Origin of the sequence: Micromonospora qiuiae, from assembly GCF_016863555.1 — a bacterium.
GTDB lineage: Bacteria > Actinomycetota > Actinomycetes > Mycobacteriales > Micromonosporaceae > Micromonospora > Micromonospora qiuiae.
The window spans coordinates 50,927-65,422 of record NZ_BOPC01000011.1; the positions used below are offsets into that span (position 1 = coordinate 50,927).

At 71.4% G+C, this 14,496-nt stretch carries 15 protein-coding genes; 7 read left to right on the plus strand and 8 right to left on the minus strand.

The window, feature by feature from the left end:
- The first annotated feature begins 23 nt into the window (after window positions 1-23).
- On the plus strand, window positions 24-1,160 hold the full coding sequence (locus tag Vqi01_RS03835) for a site-2 protease family protein (RefSeq protein WP_204033010.1): 1,137 nt from the start codon (window positions 24-26) through the stop codon (window positions 1,158-1,160).
- Between the two features lie 5 nt (window positions 1,161-1,165).
- On the opposite strand, the gene Vqi01_RS03840 is transcribed toward Vqi01_RS03835, so the two are convergent.
- A complete protein-coding gene (locus Vqi01_RS03840; protein WP_204033012.1) occupies window positions 1,166-2,371 on the minus strand; it encodes an FAD-dependent monooxygenase in 1,206 nt (401 codons plus the stop codon).
- A gap of 71 nt (window positions 2,372-2,442) precedes the next feature.
- On the opposite strand from Vqi01_RS03840, the gene Vqi01_RS03845 reads away from it, so the two are divergent.
- Window positions 2,443-3,021 carry a TetR/AcrR family transcriptional regulator gene (locus tag Vqi01_RS03845; RefSeq protein WP_204033014.1) on the plus strand — a complete coding sequence of 193 codons (579 nt, stop codon included), beginning with the start codon at window positions 2,443-2,445 and terminating at the stop codon, window positions 3,019-3,021.
- Between the two features lie 24 nt (window positions 3,022-3,045).
- Here Vqi01_RS03845 and Vqi01_RS03850 read toward each other — a convergent pair whose 3' ends face one another.
- Entirely contained in the window at window positions 3,046-4,281 is a 1,236-nt protein-coding gene (locus tag Vqi01_RS03850) for a D-arabinono-1,4-lactone oxidase (RefSeq protein ID WP_204033015.1), read from the minus strand.
- Between the two features lie 59 nt (window positions 4,282-4,340).
- Between Vqi01_RS03850 and Vqi01_RS03855 the strand changes: the two genes are divergently transcribed.
- The gene (locus Vqi01_RS03855; RefSeq protein WP_204033017.1) at window positions 4,341-4,613 is read left to right on the plus strand and encodes a hypothetical protein; all 273 of its coding nucleotides are present in this window, start codon (window positions 4,341-4,343) and stop codon (window positions 4,611-4,613) included.
- An 88-nt stretch (window positions 4,614-4,701) separates the two neighbouring features.
- Here the strand turns inward: Vqi01_RS03855 and Vqi01_RS03860 are convergent, their stop codons facing one another.
- The 4 genes from Vqi01_RS03860 to Vqi01_RS03875 all read right to left on the minus strand — a co-directional run bounded on the left by Vqi01_RS03860 (window position 4,702) and on the right by Vqi01_RS03875 (window position 7,844).
- Window positions 4,702-5,631, minus strand: a complete 930-nt coding sequence (locus tag Vqi01_RS03860; protein ID WP_204033019.1) for an LLM class F420-dependent oxidoreductase — start codon at window positions 5,629-5,631, stop codon at window positions 4,702-4,704.
- 244 nt (window positions 5,632-5,875) lie between these two features.
- Window positions 5,876-6,568 carry an ABC transporter permease gene (locus Vqi01_RS03865; RefSeq protein ID WP_204033020.1) on the minus strand — a complete coding sequence of 231 codons (693 nt, stop codon included), beginning with the start codon at window positions 6,566-6,568 and terminating at the stop codon, window positions 5,876-5,878.
- Window positions 6,565-7,488, minus strand: coding sequence for an ABC transporter ATP-binding protein (locus tag Vqi01_RS03870; protein WP_204033022.1), 924 nt, complete (start codon window positions 7,486-7,488; stop codon window positions 6,565-6,567). Before Vqi01_RS03870 ends, Vqi01_RS03865 begins: the two co-directional genes overlap by 4 nt.
- Complete coding sequence (locus tag Vqi01_RS03875; protein WP_204033024.1) at window positions 7,485-7,844, minus strand: GntR family transcriptional regulator; 360 nt, start codon at window positions 7,842-7,844, stop codon at window positions 7,485-7,487. The genes Vqi01_RS03870 and Vqi01_RS03875 overlap by 4 nt, the downstream gene beginning before the upstream one ends.
- Window positions 7,845-7,992: 148 nt before the next feature.
- Here Vqi01_RS03875 and Vqi01_RS03880 point away from each other — a divergent pair, with 148 nt between their 5' ends.
- The 4 genes from Vqi01_RS03880 to Vqi01_RS03895 all read left to right on the plus strand — a co-directional run bounded on the left by Vqi01_RS03880 (window position 7,993) and on the right by Vqi01_RS03895 (window position 12,878).
- The gene (locus tag Vqi01_RS03880; RefSeq protein ID WP_204033026.1) at window positions 7,993-8,355 is read left to right on the plus strand and encodes a YciI family protein; all 363 of its coding nucleotides are present in this window, start codon (window positions 7,993-7,995) and stop codon (window positions 8,353-8,355) included.
- The gene (locus Vqi01_RS03885; protein WP_239098160.1) at window positions 8,319-9,584 is read left to right on the plus strand and encodes an RNA polymerase sigma factor; all 1,266 of its coding nucleotides are present in this window, start codon (window positions 8,319-8,321) and stop codon (window positions 9,582-9,584) included. The genes Vqi01_RS03880 and Vqi01_RS03885 overlap by 37 nt, the downstream gene beginning before the upstream one ends.
- Window positions 9,585-9,685: 101 nt before the next feature.
- The gene (locus Vqi01_RS03890) at window positions 9,686-10,378 is read left to right on the plus strand and encodes a dihydrofolate reductase family protein (protein WP_204033028.1); all 693 of its coding nucleotides are present in this window, start codon (window positions 9,686-9,688) and stop codon (window positions 10,376-10,378) included.
- A gap of 169 nt (window positions 10,379-10,547) precedes the next feature.
- Window positions 10,548-12,878, plus strand: coding sequence for a DUF4153 domain-containing protein (locus tag Vqi01_RS03895; RefSeq protein ID WP_239098161.1), 2,331 nt, complete (start codon window positions 10,548-10,550; stop codon window positions 12,876-12,878).
- Between the two features lie 79 nt (window positions 12,879-12,957).
- On the opposite strand, the gene Vqi01_RS03900 is transcribed toward Vqi01_RS03895, so the two are convergent.
- Window positions 12,958-13,848 (minus strand): hypothetical protein, encoded by an 891-nt coding sequence (locus Vqi01_RS03900; protein ID WP_204033030.1) that lies wholly within the window; start codon window positions 13,846-13,848, stop codon window positions 12,958-12,960.
- Window positions 13,836-14,489 carry a hypothetical protein gene (locus Vqi01_RS03905; protein ID WP_204033032.1) on the minus strand — a complete coding sequence of 218 codons (654 nt, stop codon included), beginning with the start codon at window positions 14,487-14,489 and terminating at the stop codon, window positions 13,836-13,838. The genes Vqi01_RS03900 and Vqi01_RS03905 overlap by 13 nt, the downstream gene beginning before the upstream one ends.
- Window positions 14,490-14,496: the final 7 nt, after the last annotated feature.

A 14,496-nucleotide genomic window follows, 5' to 3' on the forward strand; every position in this document is an offset into this window, starting at 1 on the left:
GGCTGCGGGGGTATGACCGAGACATGAGGGCGAGTTTCCGGCTCGGCCGGATCATGGGCGTACCGGTCGGGGTCAACTGGAGTGTCCTGGTCATCTTCGCGCTGATCTGGTGGGGGCTGTCGGCCAACCTGTTTCCCCGGTCGTACCCCGGCCGGTCGGGAGTCGCGTACCTTCTCGCGGGGTTGGCCGCGGCGGTGGTCTTCTTCCTGGGGTTGCTCGCCCACGAGGTGTCCCACGCGGTGGTGGCCAAGCGCAACGGGCTGGGCGTCGAGGACATCACGCTTTGGCTCTTCGGTGGGGTCGCCCGGTTGCGCGGCGAGGCCCGGACCCCGGGTGCGGAACTGCGCATCGCCGGAATCGGTCCGCTGGTCAGCCTGATCATCGGTGTCTTCTTCGGGGCGATCGCGATGCTGCTCGGTCTCGCCGGGGTGCACGGGCTGCTGCTGGGCGCGATGGCCTGGCTCGCCGGCATCAACCTGCTGCTGGCGATCTTCAACGTCCTGCCGGCGGCGCCGCTCGACGGCGGTCGGCTGCTGCGCGCGGCGGTGTGGAAGGCCACCGGGGACCGGACCCGGGCGTCGGTGGTGGCCGCCCGGGCCGGCTGGATATTCGGCGTGGTGCTGATCGGGTTCGGGCTGTGGCGGTTCCTCACCGGCGCCGGCGTCGGTGGGCTATGGCTGGCGCTGATCGGTTGGTTCCTGATCGGTGCCGCCAGCCTGGAGGAACGACAGGCGCGAATGGGCAGCGCGCTGCGTGGGCTCCGGGTCGCCGAGGTGATGACGCCGCAGCCGCAGACCGCCTCGGGCGAAATGACGGTGGCCGACTTCGTCGACAACTACCTGTTCGCGTACCGGCACACGGCGCTGCCGCTCACCGAGGACGGGCGGCCGGTCGGCCTGGTCACGCTCGACCGGGTACGCGGCGTCCCGAGCGATCAGCGGGCCAGCACCACGCTCGAGGCGGTGGCCTGCCGGGCCGACGACCTGGTGCTCGCCTCCCCCGACGAGCAGCTGATCGACCTGCTGCCCCGGCTCAGCGAGTGCGCCGACGGCCGGGCGCTGGTGGTCGCCGAGGGCCACCTGGTCGGCATCGTCTCGCCCAGCGACATCAGCCGCGCCGTCCAACGCAGCCACCTGCGCGACCAGGTGGCCGGGCGTTAGCCGGCTCAACGAGCCTGGGCCGGCGCCTCCGGCAGGGTGATCGCCGTGGCCGCCTTCCGAATCGGCTCGGTCACTCGCCGGATCAGGCGTTCCCGTCCCGGCAGATGCGGCATCATCCGCAGCATCAGCGTCTGGAACCGGATCTGCGCCGCCGAGCCCAACACCATGCCCTTCAGGTTGCGCTCGGCCAGTTGCTGGTTCAACGAAACGAACGGGCGCATCCGCCGCTCGTAGGCGGCGAGCCCGGTCACCGGGTCGCCCTGCGCCTCGGTCAGCGTGGCGGCCAGCACGTACGCGCCGACCAGGCCCACGCTGGTGCCCTGCCCGGACGCGGGTGACGGCGCGTACGCCGCGTCGCCGACCAGCCCGATCCGCCCGATCGACCAGCGGTCCATCCGCACCTGACTCATCGAGTCGAGGTAGAAGTCCGGAGCCTCGGGCATCGCGTCGAGCAGTCGCGGCACCTGCCATCCGAGCCCGCTGAACGTCTCCGCCAGCAGCGCCTGCTGCCCGGCCACATCCCGGTGGTCGGGCTCGTCCGTCGGCGAGGGGAAGAGGAAGAGGGCCCGGGACTGGGCTGCGCCGGCCGTACGGTAGACGCCGACGCTGCGACCCGGGGCCGGATGCATCAGCTCGACGCCCTCCTCACCCAGTTCCGCCGGCACGGAGAAGATCGCGATGTGGTGACCGAGTGGCCGTAGGTGGGCGGACTCGGGCCCGAAGGCCAGCCGACGGACGGTCGAGTGCAGCCCGTCCGCGCCGACCACCAGGTCGAACGTCCGGCGCTTGCCACGCTCGAACGCCACCTCGACCCGGTCACCGGTCGGGGTCAGCGTCGCGATCGAGTCGCCGAAGACGTACTCCACGTCGTCGGTGGCGCCGGCGAGGATCCGGGCCAGGTCGCCACGCATGATCTCCACGTCGTCGCCCTCCCGGCCGCCGAAGAGCTGGGCGTCCATGGTGGCGAGTTGGCGGCCCTCGACGTCCACGAATCGCGCCAGCCGCATGCCGGTGTCGCGCCGCCGCACCTGCTCGCGCAGGCCCATCCGGTCGATCACTTCGAGAGCGGCGCCGCGGATGTCCACCTTGTAGCCGCCGTCGCGCAGCTCGCGTGCGCGCTCGACGACGGTCGGACGAAATCCCTGTCGGCGCAGCCACCAGGCCAGTGCGGATCCGGCGACGCCGGCACCGGAGATCAGAATGTTCGCCATGCCGGTAGCGTACAAACGTTTTAGACGTTTGTGCAAGACATCTGTTCAAAGGCTCGGATAGACTGCCGGGCATGGGGAATCGGGAAGACCTGCTCTCGGGCGCGAAGCGGTGCCTGCTGGAGAAGGGATATACAGCTACCACCGCCCGGGACATCGCCGCCGCCTCCGGCACCAGCCTGGCGGCCATCGGCTACCACTTCCGCACCACCAGAGCCCTGCTCAACGAGGCGCTGGTCGAGTCGATGGCGGAGTGGGGCGATGAGCTGCAACAGGCGCTGGCGGCGGACAACGCGCCGACTCACCCGCCGGAGCAGCGGTTCGAGGCGGCCTGGGCGCGGGTCATCGACTCGTTCGCCCGGCTACGGCCGCTCTGGGCCATCCAGTTCGAGCTGCTCGCCCAGATGGACCGGACCCCGGAGTTGCGCTCGGCCTTCGCCGCCGCCAATCACCAGGCCCGCCTCGGGCTGGTCGAGATATTCCACCGCCTCGATCCCACCGCGAACGAGGCGGACGCGCTGAAGCTGGGTGCCGTCCATCAGGCGCTGCTCGGCGGTCTGGCGGCCCAGTGGCTGATTGACCCGGACAGCGTGCCGTCCGCCCAGGATCTGATTCGGGCGCTGCGCACGATCGTCAGGGAACTCACCGCCTGACCGGCGGCTGCGGAAGCAGACCGGTCAGTTGGGGAAGAGGTGGTTCAGCTCCTCGGTACGGAACTTGCCGGTGGGGTCGAGGCGGTGCAGGAGGGTGGCGAAGTCGGGCCAGTGCGGGTAGGTGGCAGCGATCGCCTCCGGGGTGAGCGTGAAGACCTTGCCCCAGTGGGGACGGGGGGCGAAGGGGGCGAGGGCCCGCTCGACCTCGGCCACCACCGGCAGCACCGCCGCCGCGTCGGCGATCCAGGTGAAGTGGACGGCGAGGGTGTCGCGGCCCTGGTTCGGGCTGAGCCACAGCTCGTCGGCGGCGACGGTGCGCAACTCGCTGGTCTGCGACACCGGGGCGATCAGGTGCGCGATCTCGTCCAGCGCGGCGAGCGCGTCGGCGGCCACGGCTCGGGGCAGGTGGTACTCGGACTGCAACTCCTCGCCGCTGCTCGGGGTGAAGCCGAGCCGGAAGTGCGGCAGCCGCTCGTGCCAGGGGCCGGCGACGCCGAGCTGCTCGGTGCAGTTGACCGCCGGCATTCCGGGCACCGGATGCCAGGGCCGGTCGGCCGCCGTCGTGCCGAGCCAGCCCGCCGGGGGCGGGCTCTGATCCGCCAGCTGCTTGCACCAGACCTGGGTGCCGCGGGTGGAGCGCCAGTCGGTGAAGACACTGACGCTGTACGCGGAGCCGAGCGCCTCGTCGAGCGCGGCGCGAGGCAGGTCGAGGTGAACGTACTGGCGGATGTCGAAGGTGGGCACCACGTCCAGGGTGAGCCGGGTGACGATGCCCAGCGCGCCGAGAGAGACGACCATGCCGGAAAAGTCGGGGTCGTCGCGGTCCACGGTGAGCAGTTCGCCCGCGGCGGTCACCAGTTCCATGCCGGCGACCGCGGTGGCCAGGTTGCCGATGGTCTCGCCGGAGCCGTGGGTGCCGGTGGCCACCGCGCCGGCCAGCGAGATGTGCGGCAGCGAGGCCAGGTTGGCCACGGCGTACCCCCGCTCGTGCAGCCAGGTCGCGAGATCTCCGTACCGCATCGCGGCCGGCACATCGACCAGCCGGCGCTGCTCGTCCAAACGCACGGTGGCCGGCAGTCCGGCCAGGGTGACCAGGTCCCCGGTGGTGTCGCCGAGCCGGTTGAACGAGTGCCCGCTGCCCACCGCCCGGACCCGGTCGCTGCCGGCGACCAGCTCGCGCAGATCGTCGATGGACGACGGCCGGTGGTACGCCCGGGCGGCGTAGCGGACGTTGCCCGCCCAGTTGCGGTGCGTCGACACTGCGATCCCCCTCTCCGCGCCGACGGTTACCGTCGGCTTTGTCGGGGAACCCTACGCCGATGAGCAGCTACCGTGATCCCGCCCCTCGCGGCGACGTCTACCCGTCCGAAGAGGAGATCGATCCGACCGGCATCGGCGTGGAGCCGGCCAGCGGCCCGGCCGGAGCGTACGCCGGTCTGCCGGGCGGTGCGGGCGCCAGCCAGCCCGGCCCGCAGCCGAACCCCGCGCCTGGACCGGCACCCGCACCCCCGCCCACTCCCGGCCCGCCGCCCCGGGTCGGCACAGGTGCCCGCTCGATCGTGAGCCGGCACATGGACGCCCCGGCCCACTGACACGGTGACCTGGGCGGGCTCGCTCGACCGAGACACCGAACCCGCGGCCGGGGGCGGCGAACCCGCGGCCGGGGCGGCGAGCGACTCCTCAGAGCTGCCGCATCACCTCGCCGGCGACCAGGTCCAGGTGGTCCAGGTCGCTCAGGTCGAGCACCTGAAGGTAGATGCGCTGGCTGCCGACTTCCGCGTACCGGCCGATCTTGTCGACGACCTCGGCGGGCGTGCCCGCCAGCCCGTTCTCGCGCAGCTCGTCGGGCTCCCGGCCGATCGCCGCGGCCCGCCGGGCCACCTCGGCGTCGTCCCGCCCGCAGCAGAGCACCAGCGCGTTGGACCAGGTCAGCTCGGCCGGGTCCCGATCGATCGCCTGGCACGCTGCGCGCACTCGGCCGAACTGGGCGACCGTGTCGTCCACCGAGACGAACGGCAGGTTGAATTCGTCGGCGTACCGGGCGGCCAGCGCCGGCGTACGCTTCGCGCCCATCCCGCCGATCAGGATCGGCGGGTGCGGCCGCTGCACCGGCTTGGGCAGCGCGGGCGAGTCGCTGACCTGGTAGTGGCGGCCGGCGAAGTCGAACGTGTCGCCCGCCGGGGTCCGCCACAGACCGGTGATCACCGCCAGCTGCTCGGTCAGCCGGTCGAACCGCTCCCCCAGCCCAGGGAACGGGATCCCGTACGCGCGGTGCTCGGCGTCGTACCAGCCGGCGCCGATGCCCAGCTCGACCCGGCCACCGCTCATCTGATCGACCTGGGCGACGCTGATGGCCAGCGGGCCGGGCAGCCGGAACGTCGCGGCGGTCATCAGCGTGCCGAGCCGGATGGACCGGGTGTCGCGGGCCAGCCCGGCCAGGGTGGTCCAGGCGTCGGTGGGGCCGGGATCACCGCTGACCGAACCCATCTTCAGGTAGTGGTCGGAGCGAAAGAAGGCGCCGAAGCCGGTTTCCTCGGCGCGGCGGGCCACGGCGAGGAGATCGTCGTAGCTGGCACCCTGCTGAGGTTCAGTGAAGATCCGCAGTTCCATGGGGTCGAGCATAGGAAGCCGGTGGCTTTGTCGCCCGGATCCAGGGTGGCGCGGTGTCGGAAATCGCCGTCACCGTGGTCGGCCTGGGATCGCGTACGGCAGCGTGGCCGGCATCCCGCCACCGTGCCGTACGGCCCCTCCCGCTACCCGATCGGGAGGGGCCGCCCCCGTTGCGACGCGCCCCGTCGTGGTGTTAACAAGGGGCCCCTGCTCTACACCAGGCGTTAATAGGGGGCCCTTCCTTTCAAGGGGTTGCGCGGCGGATGATGAGCCAGCTGGCGACAGCGAGCGGCAGCGTGAGCAGCGCCGGCCAGCCCACCAGCAGGGCACCTCCGGACTGGTCGGCGAACCAGTCGCCGATCGCCGCCCACCAACGCTGCCAGGTCGCCAGGACGGCCGCCCCACCGAACAGGACCAGTGCCACGGTGCCCAAGGTGAGCATGCCGTTGACGCCCCACCGCTTGAACACCAGCGCGATCGCGAAACCGATGAAGCCGAGCAGCAGGAACGGGATCGCGAAGGCGAGGTACCGCAGCACCGGATTCTCCACCAGGAAGAACGGCAGGCCGAAGAAGCGCAGGCCGACACCCCAGCCACCGGTCGCCTCCTCGAGGACGGAGAGCAGGTAAAGCACCCCCGCGTAGCCGATCGCCTGCGCTCCGAAGTGGATCACGCTGCCGAGATAGAAGCTGCGACGGGACATGCCCAGCCCAATCGCGAACGGAAAGTCCTGGGTGATCACGTTGATGCAGGCGATGAACATCACGATGTAGATGCTGGCCAGGCCGCCGGTGGTGGGTTCGAGATCGGCATCTCTGATCGTGGCGAAGATCGCCAGGTTGATCAGAAAGCTGGAGGCGAGGATTCCCCAGGACCAGCCGACCACGCTGGGCCAGGCGACGGACTGCAGTCGGGCGACGGTCAGGGCGCGGTTCATCGGAGAACCTCCTTGCGGGTGACACCGGGGGTGGACGGCGCGGAGCCGTTGGTGGCGGTGGTCAGGCGCACGACGATGTCCTGGAGGGAGGAGGCCTCCAAATCGAGGCCCAGGGCCCGGGCGCGGTCGTGGTCGGCCGGACCGAAGTCGCCGCGTACGGTGGCGCGGGCCGTCCCGCCGAGCAGCGCCCGGTGCAGTTCGGCGCCGGTCCGGGCGAACTCGTCCACCGCCGCGACCGGGCCGGCAACGGTGAGCACCTGACCGCGCAGCGCCTCCGCTTCCACGTCCAGCAGCAGCCGCCCCTTGTCGATCAGCAGGACGTGCTCGATCAGGTCGCTGACCTCGTCGATGAGGTGGGTGGAGAGCACAATGGTGCGGGGGTGCTCGGTGAAGTCGGCCAGCAGACGGTCGTAGAAGATCTGCCGGGCGACGGCGTCCAGACCGAGGTACGGCTCGTCGAAGAAGGTCAGTGGGGCCCGCGAGGCCAGTCCGACGATGATGCCGAGCGCGGAGAGCATTCCCCGGGAGAGTTTGCGGACGTTGCGTCGCGGCGGCAGCCGGAAGTCGTCGACCAACTGCTGGGCCAGTTCCTCGTTCCAACGGGGATGGACCAGGCTGGCCGCGCGCAGCACATGGTGCACCCGCAGGTTCGACGGGTAGGTCTGGCTCTCCTTGATGAAGGAGATCCGGGAGAGCACCGACTCGTTCTCGTACGGGTGCTGGCCGAAGACCGCGACCTCGCCGGAGGTGGCGAATTGCTGTGCGGTGAGGATCTGCATCAGGGTGGTCTTGCCGGCGCCGTTGCGTCCCAGCAGGCCGTAGATCCGGTTCTCGCCGAGCGAGAAGCTGACCCCGTCGAGTGCGGTGACATCTCCGTACCGCTTGGTGAGGTCGGCGACGGTGACGACGACCGGGCTCATCGGGTCTCCTCCCAGGTGTCGATCATGTGCTTGAGTTCGGCCGGGTCGATGCCGAGCTTGCGCGCCTCGGCCAGCAGGGGCTGGACGTACTGCCGGGCGAACTCGTCACGGCGCCGGCCGCGCAGCTTGGCGCGGGCGCCAGCGGAGACGAACATCCCGATGCCTCGTTTCTTGTAGAGCGTTCCGTCGTCGACCAGCTTGTTGACGCCCTTGGCGGCCGTCGCGGGATTGATCCGGTGGAAGGCCGCCAACTCGTTCGTCGACGGCACCTGCCCCTCCTCGGCCAGCGTCCCGTCCAGGATCGAGTTCTCCAGCAGCTCCGCGATCTGCAGGAAGATCGGCCGCCCATCCTCCATCACGGCTGCTCGCCTACCTGGCTCACTGGTTCGCTACTCATGTAACTAACCATGCAACCAGTGTGGGGGCGATGTCAAGACGATGCCGCGCGACGGGCCTGTCATCCTGGTCCCTGCCAGACACCACGACCCTGCTGGAGAGCGCCACGTGAAGTACCTGATGTTGATCTACGGCAACGAGGAGATCTGGGGCAGCCTCCCCGCCGGTGATCTGACCACCCTGATCGGCGAGGTCGATGCCTTCAACGAGACGCTGCGCACCTCCGGTGAGCTGGTGGATTCGCAAGGGCTCGACACCCGCCCCAGGGCGGTGCGCGTCGTCGACGACACTCCCGTGGTCACCGACGGGCCGTACCTGGAGGCGAAGGAGTACGTCGGCTCGTACTTCGTGGTCGACGTCAGCAGTGAGCAGCGGGCGTTGGAGATCGCCCGGTCGTACCCGGGCCTGCGGTTCGGTGCCGGCGGCATCGAGATGTGGCCGCTGATGGCGTCGAGCGGAGCAGAGCGCTGAGCCTCGACGAGGCCGCCGTCGACCTGCTGCGTCGGCTCGCGCCCCAGGTGCTCGGTGCGCTGGTACGCCGCCACGGCGACTTCGCCCAGGCCGAGGACGCGGTGCAGGATGCCCTGGTCGCCGCCGTCGAGACATGGCCACGCGAGGGCGTACCGGAGCATCCGGCGGGCTGGCTGCACACGGTGGCCAGCCGCCGCTACATCGACCAGGTGCGCACCGAGGCCGCGCGGGCGCGCCGGGAGCGTACGGTGCTCGACACCACCCCGCGCGACGCGCTGGTCGCGCCGCCGCCCGACGCCGAGCGGCCCCGCGACGACCTGCTGGAGCTGTTCCTGCTCTGCTGCCACCCCGCGCTGCCCGCCCCCGCGCAGCTGGCCCTCACTCTGCGGGCGGTGGGCGGGCTGACCACCGCCGAGGTCGCGGCGGCCTTCCTGCTGCCCGAGAAGACCATGGGGCAGCGGATCTTCCGGGCCAAGCAGCGGCTGCGGGAGGCGGGCGCCCGGTTCGTGCTGCCGCCAGCGGCGGAGCGGGGGTCGCGGCTGGCGGTGGTCCGCCAAGTGCTGTACCTGATGTTCAACGAGGGCTACACCGCCAGCAGCGGCCCCGAACTGCTCCGGCCCGACCTGACCCGGCAGTCCCTGCGGCTGACGCGCCGCCTGCACGAGCGACTGCCCGACGACGGGGAGACGACGGGGCTGCTGGCCCTGATGCTGCTGACCGAGGCGCGGGCCGCCACCCGGGTCGGCCCGGACGGCGAACTGGTGCCGCTGGCCGAGCAGGACCGGCGGCGGTGGGACCGGGCGGCCGTCGCCGAAGGTTGCGCACTGGTCACGCACAGCCTGTCCACCTCGCCGCCCGGCCCGTACCAGGTGCAGGCCGCGATCGCGGCGGTGCACGCCGAGGCGCCGAGTGCCGAGGCCACCGATTGGCCGCAGGTCCTCGCCCTCTACGAGCTGCTGGAGCGGCTGGCCCCCAACCCGGTGGCCACGCTGAACCGGGCGGTGGCGGTGGGCATGGTGCACGGGCCCGCCGCCGGGCTGGCCCTGCTTGCCGGGCTGGAATCGGGCCTGCTCGCCGGGCACCACCGGCGGCACGCCGTCAAGGCACACCTGCTGGAGCTGGCCGGTGACCGGGCCGCCGCCGCAGCGACCTGGCGGCAGGCGGCCGATCTCGCCGGCAGCGAACCCGAACGGCGGCACCTGCTGCGCCGAGCCGCCCGCTGCGAGTGATCGGGGTCACAACAGCTTCCGGTAGAAGCGACCGGCCCGGCTCCGATCCACCGGTGAGCGGGCACCCGGCGTGGGTGCCGCAGGATCCGGGAGGTACGGACATGACCAAGGTGACCGCGCAGTTGTCGGTGTCGCTGGACGGCTTCTACGCCGGCCCACGGCACGACGGCGACGGCGACTGGATAGCGTCGGCGGAAAGCCACGGCTTCTTCCGGGTGACCCGGTGGATCACCGAGGCGATGGCCTGGCGGGAACGGCAGGGATTCGCCGGCGGCCGACAGGACGTCAACTCCGACATCATCGCGGAGTCATTCGACGCGGCCGGGGCGTACGTGATGGGCCGCCGGATGGCCGACGGCGGTGAGGTGCCCTGGGGCGACGAACCGCCGTTCCGCGCCCCGGTCTTCGTGGTGACCCACCGCCCCCGCGAACGGCTGGTACGCCAGGGCGGCACCAGCTTCACCTACGTCACCGACGGCGTGGAGAGCGCGGTGGCGCAGGCCCGGGCCGCGGCGGGCGGCAAGGACGTGGCGGTGGCCGGCGGCGGCAGCCTGGTCCGGCAGGTGCTGCGCGCCGGACTGCTCGACGAACTGGAACTGCACGTGGTGCCGGTCGTGCTCGGCACTGGGATGCGCCTGTTCGACGCCGACCTCGGCCTCGACGAGTTCGAAGGGATCGAGCTGACCCCCACCCGCGTCGTGCCCGACCCGCAGGTCACCCACCTCCGCTACACCGTGCACGGCCGCACCCCCCTGACTCTCGACGACCGCGGCTCCGGAGACGGAAAGCTGTAAGAACGCAAGGAAGGACGCAAGGAAGGGCCCCTTTTTAACGCCTCGCGTAGTAAAAGGGCCCCTTCTTAACAACCCCGCCGGCACGGCGGTACCGCCGACGCCGACAGGGGGCAACGCGAACGGGCCGCCAGCCCTAGAGTGACGGCAGCCTTTCGACCTAGGAGGTGCGGTGTCGGAGCCGCCACCCGCCGAGCGTTCCCCGAGCACGGGCGACCCCGGCGAGATGTCTGTCCCCACTGAAGCCGGCACAACGGCGGAGGAGACGACACCACAACTACTGGTCATGCCGGCCACCGCCGGGCTGTCGCCCATCGTCTGGCCCGGTCCGGCCGACCAGCCCGCCTGGGCCATTCCGGTGTCCCTTCCGCCCGGCACCAGGGGTTACGCCATCTTCCTCCCGCTGGTGGCGGCCGGCGCCGAGCCGGCCGCCACCCCGCAAGCCCCGCCGGTGCCGGCGGCGGGACCCGGCCGGCCGATCACGGTCACGGTGCCCGTCCCCGGCTCGGCGCAGGCGACGCCACCGGCACAGCGGACCGCCGAGGCACCACCCCCGCCGGCACAGCCGATCACCGAAACCCCACCGGCACCGGCACAGCGGGCCGACGAAACGCCACCGCCACAGCCGACCACCGAAACGCCACCGGCACAGCGGACCGAAACGCCGCCGCCACCAGCACCGCGGGCCACCGAGGCGGCACCGCCACGGGCCGGCACCGACACGACGGCAGCGCCGGCCGGCACGGCAACGGTGGAGACGAAGCCGGCGGGCACGCCACCGGCCCGCACGGCAACGGCCGGCACAACGCCAACCGGCACAACGCCGGCCGGCACGCCGACAGCGGGCACGACGCCAGCCGGCACAACGCTGGTGGGCACAACGCCGGTGGCGGTTGGGGCCGGGGCGGTATCGGCGACAGGCGGACCGCAGCCGGTGCCGCCTGGCTACGGGCTGCCCCACTCGCCGTACGATTTCCGGCGGCCACCGCCACCGCCGTCGTTCTTCGATCGGGTGTGGCCTGGACCCGCGCCGGACGGCGGCGACCGGGGCAGCGTACTGGCCGTCCTGGCCAGCGCGCTGGGCGTGGCGGCGTTCGTGCCGCTCGGCCGCACCGGCATCGGCTGGTTCCTCGGCTGGCTGGTGCTCACCGCCGCCGTCACCATGGCGGTACGGCGCCACACCGACGCGCTGCCCCGCGCCGAGCGCTGGGTCCGGGCCGGTTGGGCGGGCGGCGCCCTGGCGCTGCTCGCGGTGCTCGGCTTCCGCAACGCCTGGTGGCTGGTGACGTTCTGCGTGCTCGGGGCGCTGGGTTGCGCAGCACTGGCGATCGTCGGCGGTCGACGACTCCGGTCGATCCTGTTCAGCCTGTTCGCCGCCCCGCTCGCCGGGTTCCGCGGTCTGCCCTGGGTGCGTACCCACGTCCGGGCGCCCGGCAGCCCCGGCGCCGCACGCCGCGTCGTCTGGTCGGTCGCCGCCACCGTGGTCGTCCTGGTGGTCTTCGGTACGCTGCTCTCCTCCGCCGACGCCGCCTTCTCCCGGGTCCTCGGTGCGGTCATCCCGGAGATCAGCGTCAGCGGCGTGTTCCGCTGGCTGTTCCTCGCGGCCGTGGGCGGCCTGGTCGCGGTGGCCGCCGTCTACACGATCGCCGCGCCGCCGAACCTGGCGGCGCTGGACCGGCCCACCAGCCGCCGCCTCGGCCTGGTCGAGTGGGCGCCGCCGATCGCCACTCTCGTGCTCCTGTTCGGCGGCTTCGTCGCGGTGCAGTTCACCGTCCTCTTCGGCGGGCAGCGGCACGTGCTGAAGACCACCGGCCTCAGCTACGCCGAGTACGCCCGCAGCGGCTTCTGGCAACTGGTCGTCGTCACCCTGCTGACCCTGGCGGTGCTCGGCGCGGTGACCCGGTGGGCCCGTCGGGACCGTCAGCTCGACCGGGTGCTGCTGCGGGTCCTGCTCGGCCTGCTCAGCGCGCTGAGCGTGGTCATCGTGGTGTCGGCGCTGTCCCGGATGTACACGTACCAAAAGGTGTACAGCTTCACCGGTGAGCGGATCTTCGTGATGGCGTTCGAGCTGCTGCTCGGTGCCGTCTTCCTGATGATCCTGGTGGCCGGCGTACGCTGGCGTGGCGGGTGGATCCCGCGACTGGCCGCGGCGCTCGGGGTGGCGATGCTGCTCGGGTTGGCGGTGCTCAATCCGGAAGACTACGCGGCCCAGCGTAACGTGGCCCGGTACGAGCAGACCGGACGGATCGACGCCTGGTACCTGCGTGCCCTCTCCGCCGACGCCACGCCGGCCCTGGCCGCGCTGCCCGATCCGGTACGCCGCTGCACGCTGAGCTGGATCGCCGACGACCTGGCCGAGCCGGACCCGTGGTACGCCTGGAACCTGGGCCGCGACCGGGCCCGGTCGGTGCTCGACCGGCTGGGGCCCGACGCCATCGGCAACCAGCGCGACTGCCGCCGCGTCGACCGGCTCGACCTGCCGAAGACCCGATCGCCACGCTGACGGGCCCCGCGCGGCCGGACTGTCCGGCCGCGCGGGACTCCCATCGGGGAGAGCGAGATTGGTCAGCTGTCGACGACAGCTAGAACCCGTTCCACACGCTCGCCGAGCACTCGTAGGTTTTCCCACCATCCTGGGAGATGCATCGCATCAGGAACTTCCCGAGGAAGGGAACTTTGAAGGTGTAGATGTGGGCCTTGGTCTTCCCGTACTTCACGCCGGATTTGTGATCGAGGTCGGCAAGGGTCCAGTCGGGATCCGGCTGCTTCAGCACGGCCACGCTCTTGAGCGAGTCGACGCGCCCGCCGAGGAAGAACCGCCTGGCGTCCGCCGCCGACAGCTCGCTGTCGCCGCCGAGAACCTCCACCATCTCCAGGTCCTCGAGGGACACGTCGCTGGCCTTCTCGGCGGTCGTCCTCGCCGCTCCCAAGGTGGTGTGGCCGAACAGGTCGAGGCCCGTGCTACGGACGGGCTGGGGGCAAATCCACCTGCCCATGTAATCGGTGCACAGTGTCGTGCACCAGTCGCGGCCATCCGGAACGGAGTTGGCGAAGACCAGGGTCGACGTGGGTTTCCCGTCGGTGGGGGAACCGTCGTACCTGCCGTCGGCGAGGTCGGCCATCGTCGTGTTGAGGAGTTCCTTGCCGCCCGGCATCACGCCCAGCAGCTTGACGCCTTTGACATCGTCGCCGGCGGCTAGCGCCATCAGCTGGTCGACGGTCAGGCCCTTACCCTCGGTCTCGACCGCCGTGACCTGGTCCAGGCCACCGAGGGGCTTGCCGGTCAGCCGCTCCATCTCGTACAGCATCTGCCCGGGAGCACCGGGCTGGTCGGTGACCGTCACGGTGGGGACGACGGTTTCGACGGCACCCGAGGGAACGGAGGCGACCGCCAGTGCGACTGCCGTCACGGCGGCCACGATCGCGGCCCGCCTGGCGGCTACCTTCCACGCTGCTCTCATCAGAACCGCCACTCACAGGTGAACACCACGCTGAGGCTGGGCCCGGGCACGGGCACCAAGCGGCAGTGGTCCCGCACCACCTCACCGAGTTCTTCGAGCACGCCGACGACCCACGCGATGGCCCGCTTGATGGCGCCCCAGAAGCTCAGATAGACCACGGTCGGCTCCTTCGTGCCGACGTCGGCGATGATGTCGTCCATCGTCTTCGCGGGATCGGGCCGGTCCACGACCTTCAGCACCTTGGCGCCGGTGGTGTCCTTGCCCGCCAGGAGCGCCTCGATCTCCTCGGGGGTTCGTTTCCGGCCGTCGTCGACCACCACGACCGCGCGGTCGATGATCAGTTCCTTTTCGCCGGTGAGGGCCGCGGTGATGCCGGCGATCTCGGCCATCGTGAGCTTGCCGGCCAACGCGGAGCCCGCGAACTGCCGGACCGAGACGTTGCCGGTCGGATCGATCTGGATTTCACTGGCGGTGATGGCGTCCGCTCGGTCGGATGGCGCCCACGCGAACTCCCACTGCCCGCCGACGCAGCGGAACTGGCTGTGCACCGTGCGCTCAGGCTCGGTGGCGGTCTTGATGACCTCGCCGCGCTCGTTCAGGTACTGGACGACACAGTCGGTTCCCCCCTTTCGCGGCTCGTCGGGCCGGGCCACGGCGACG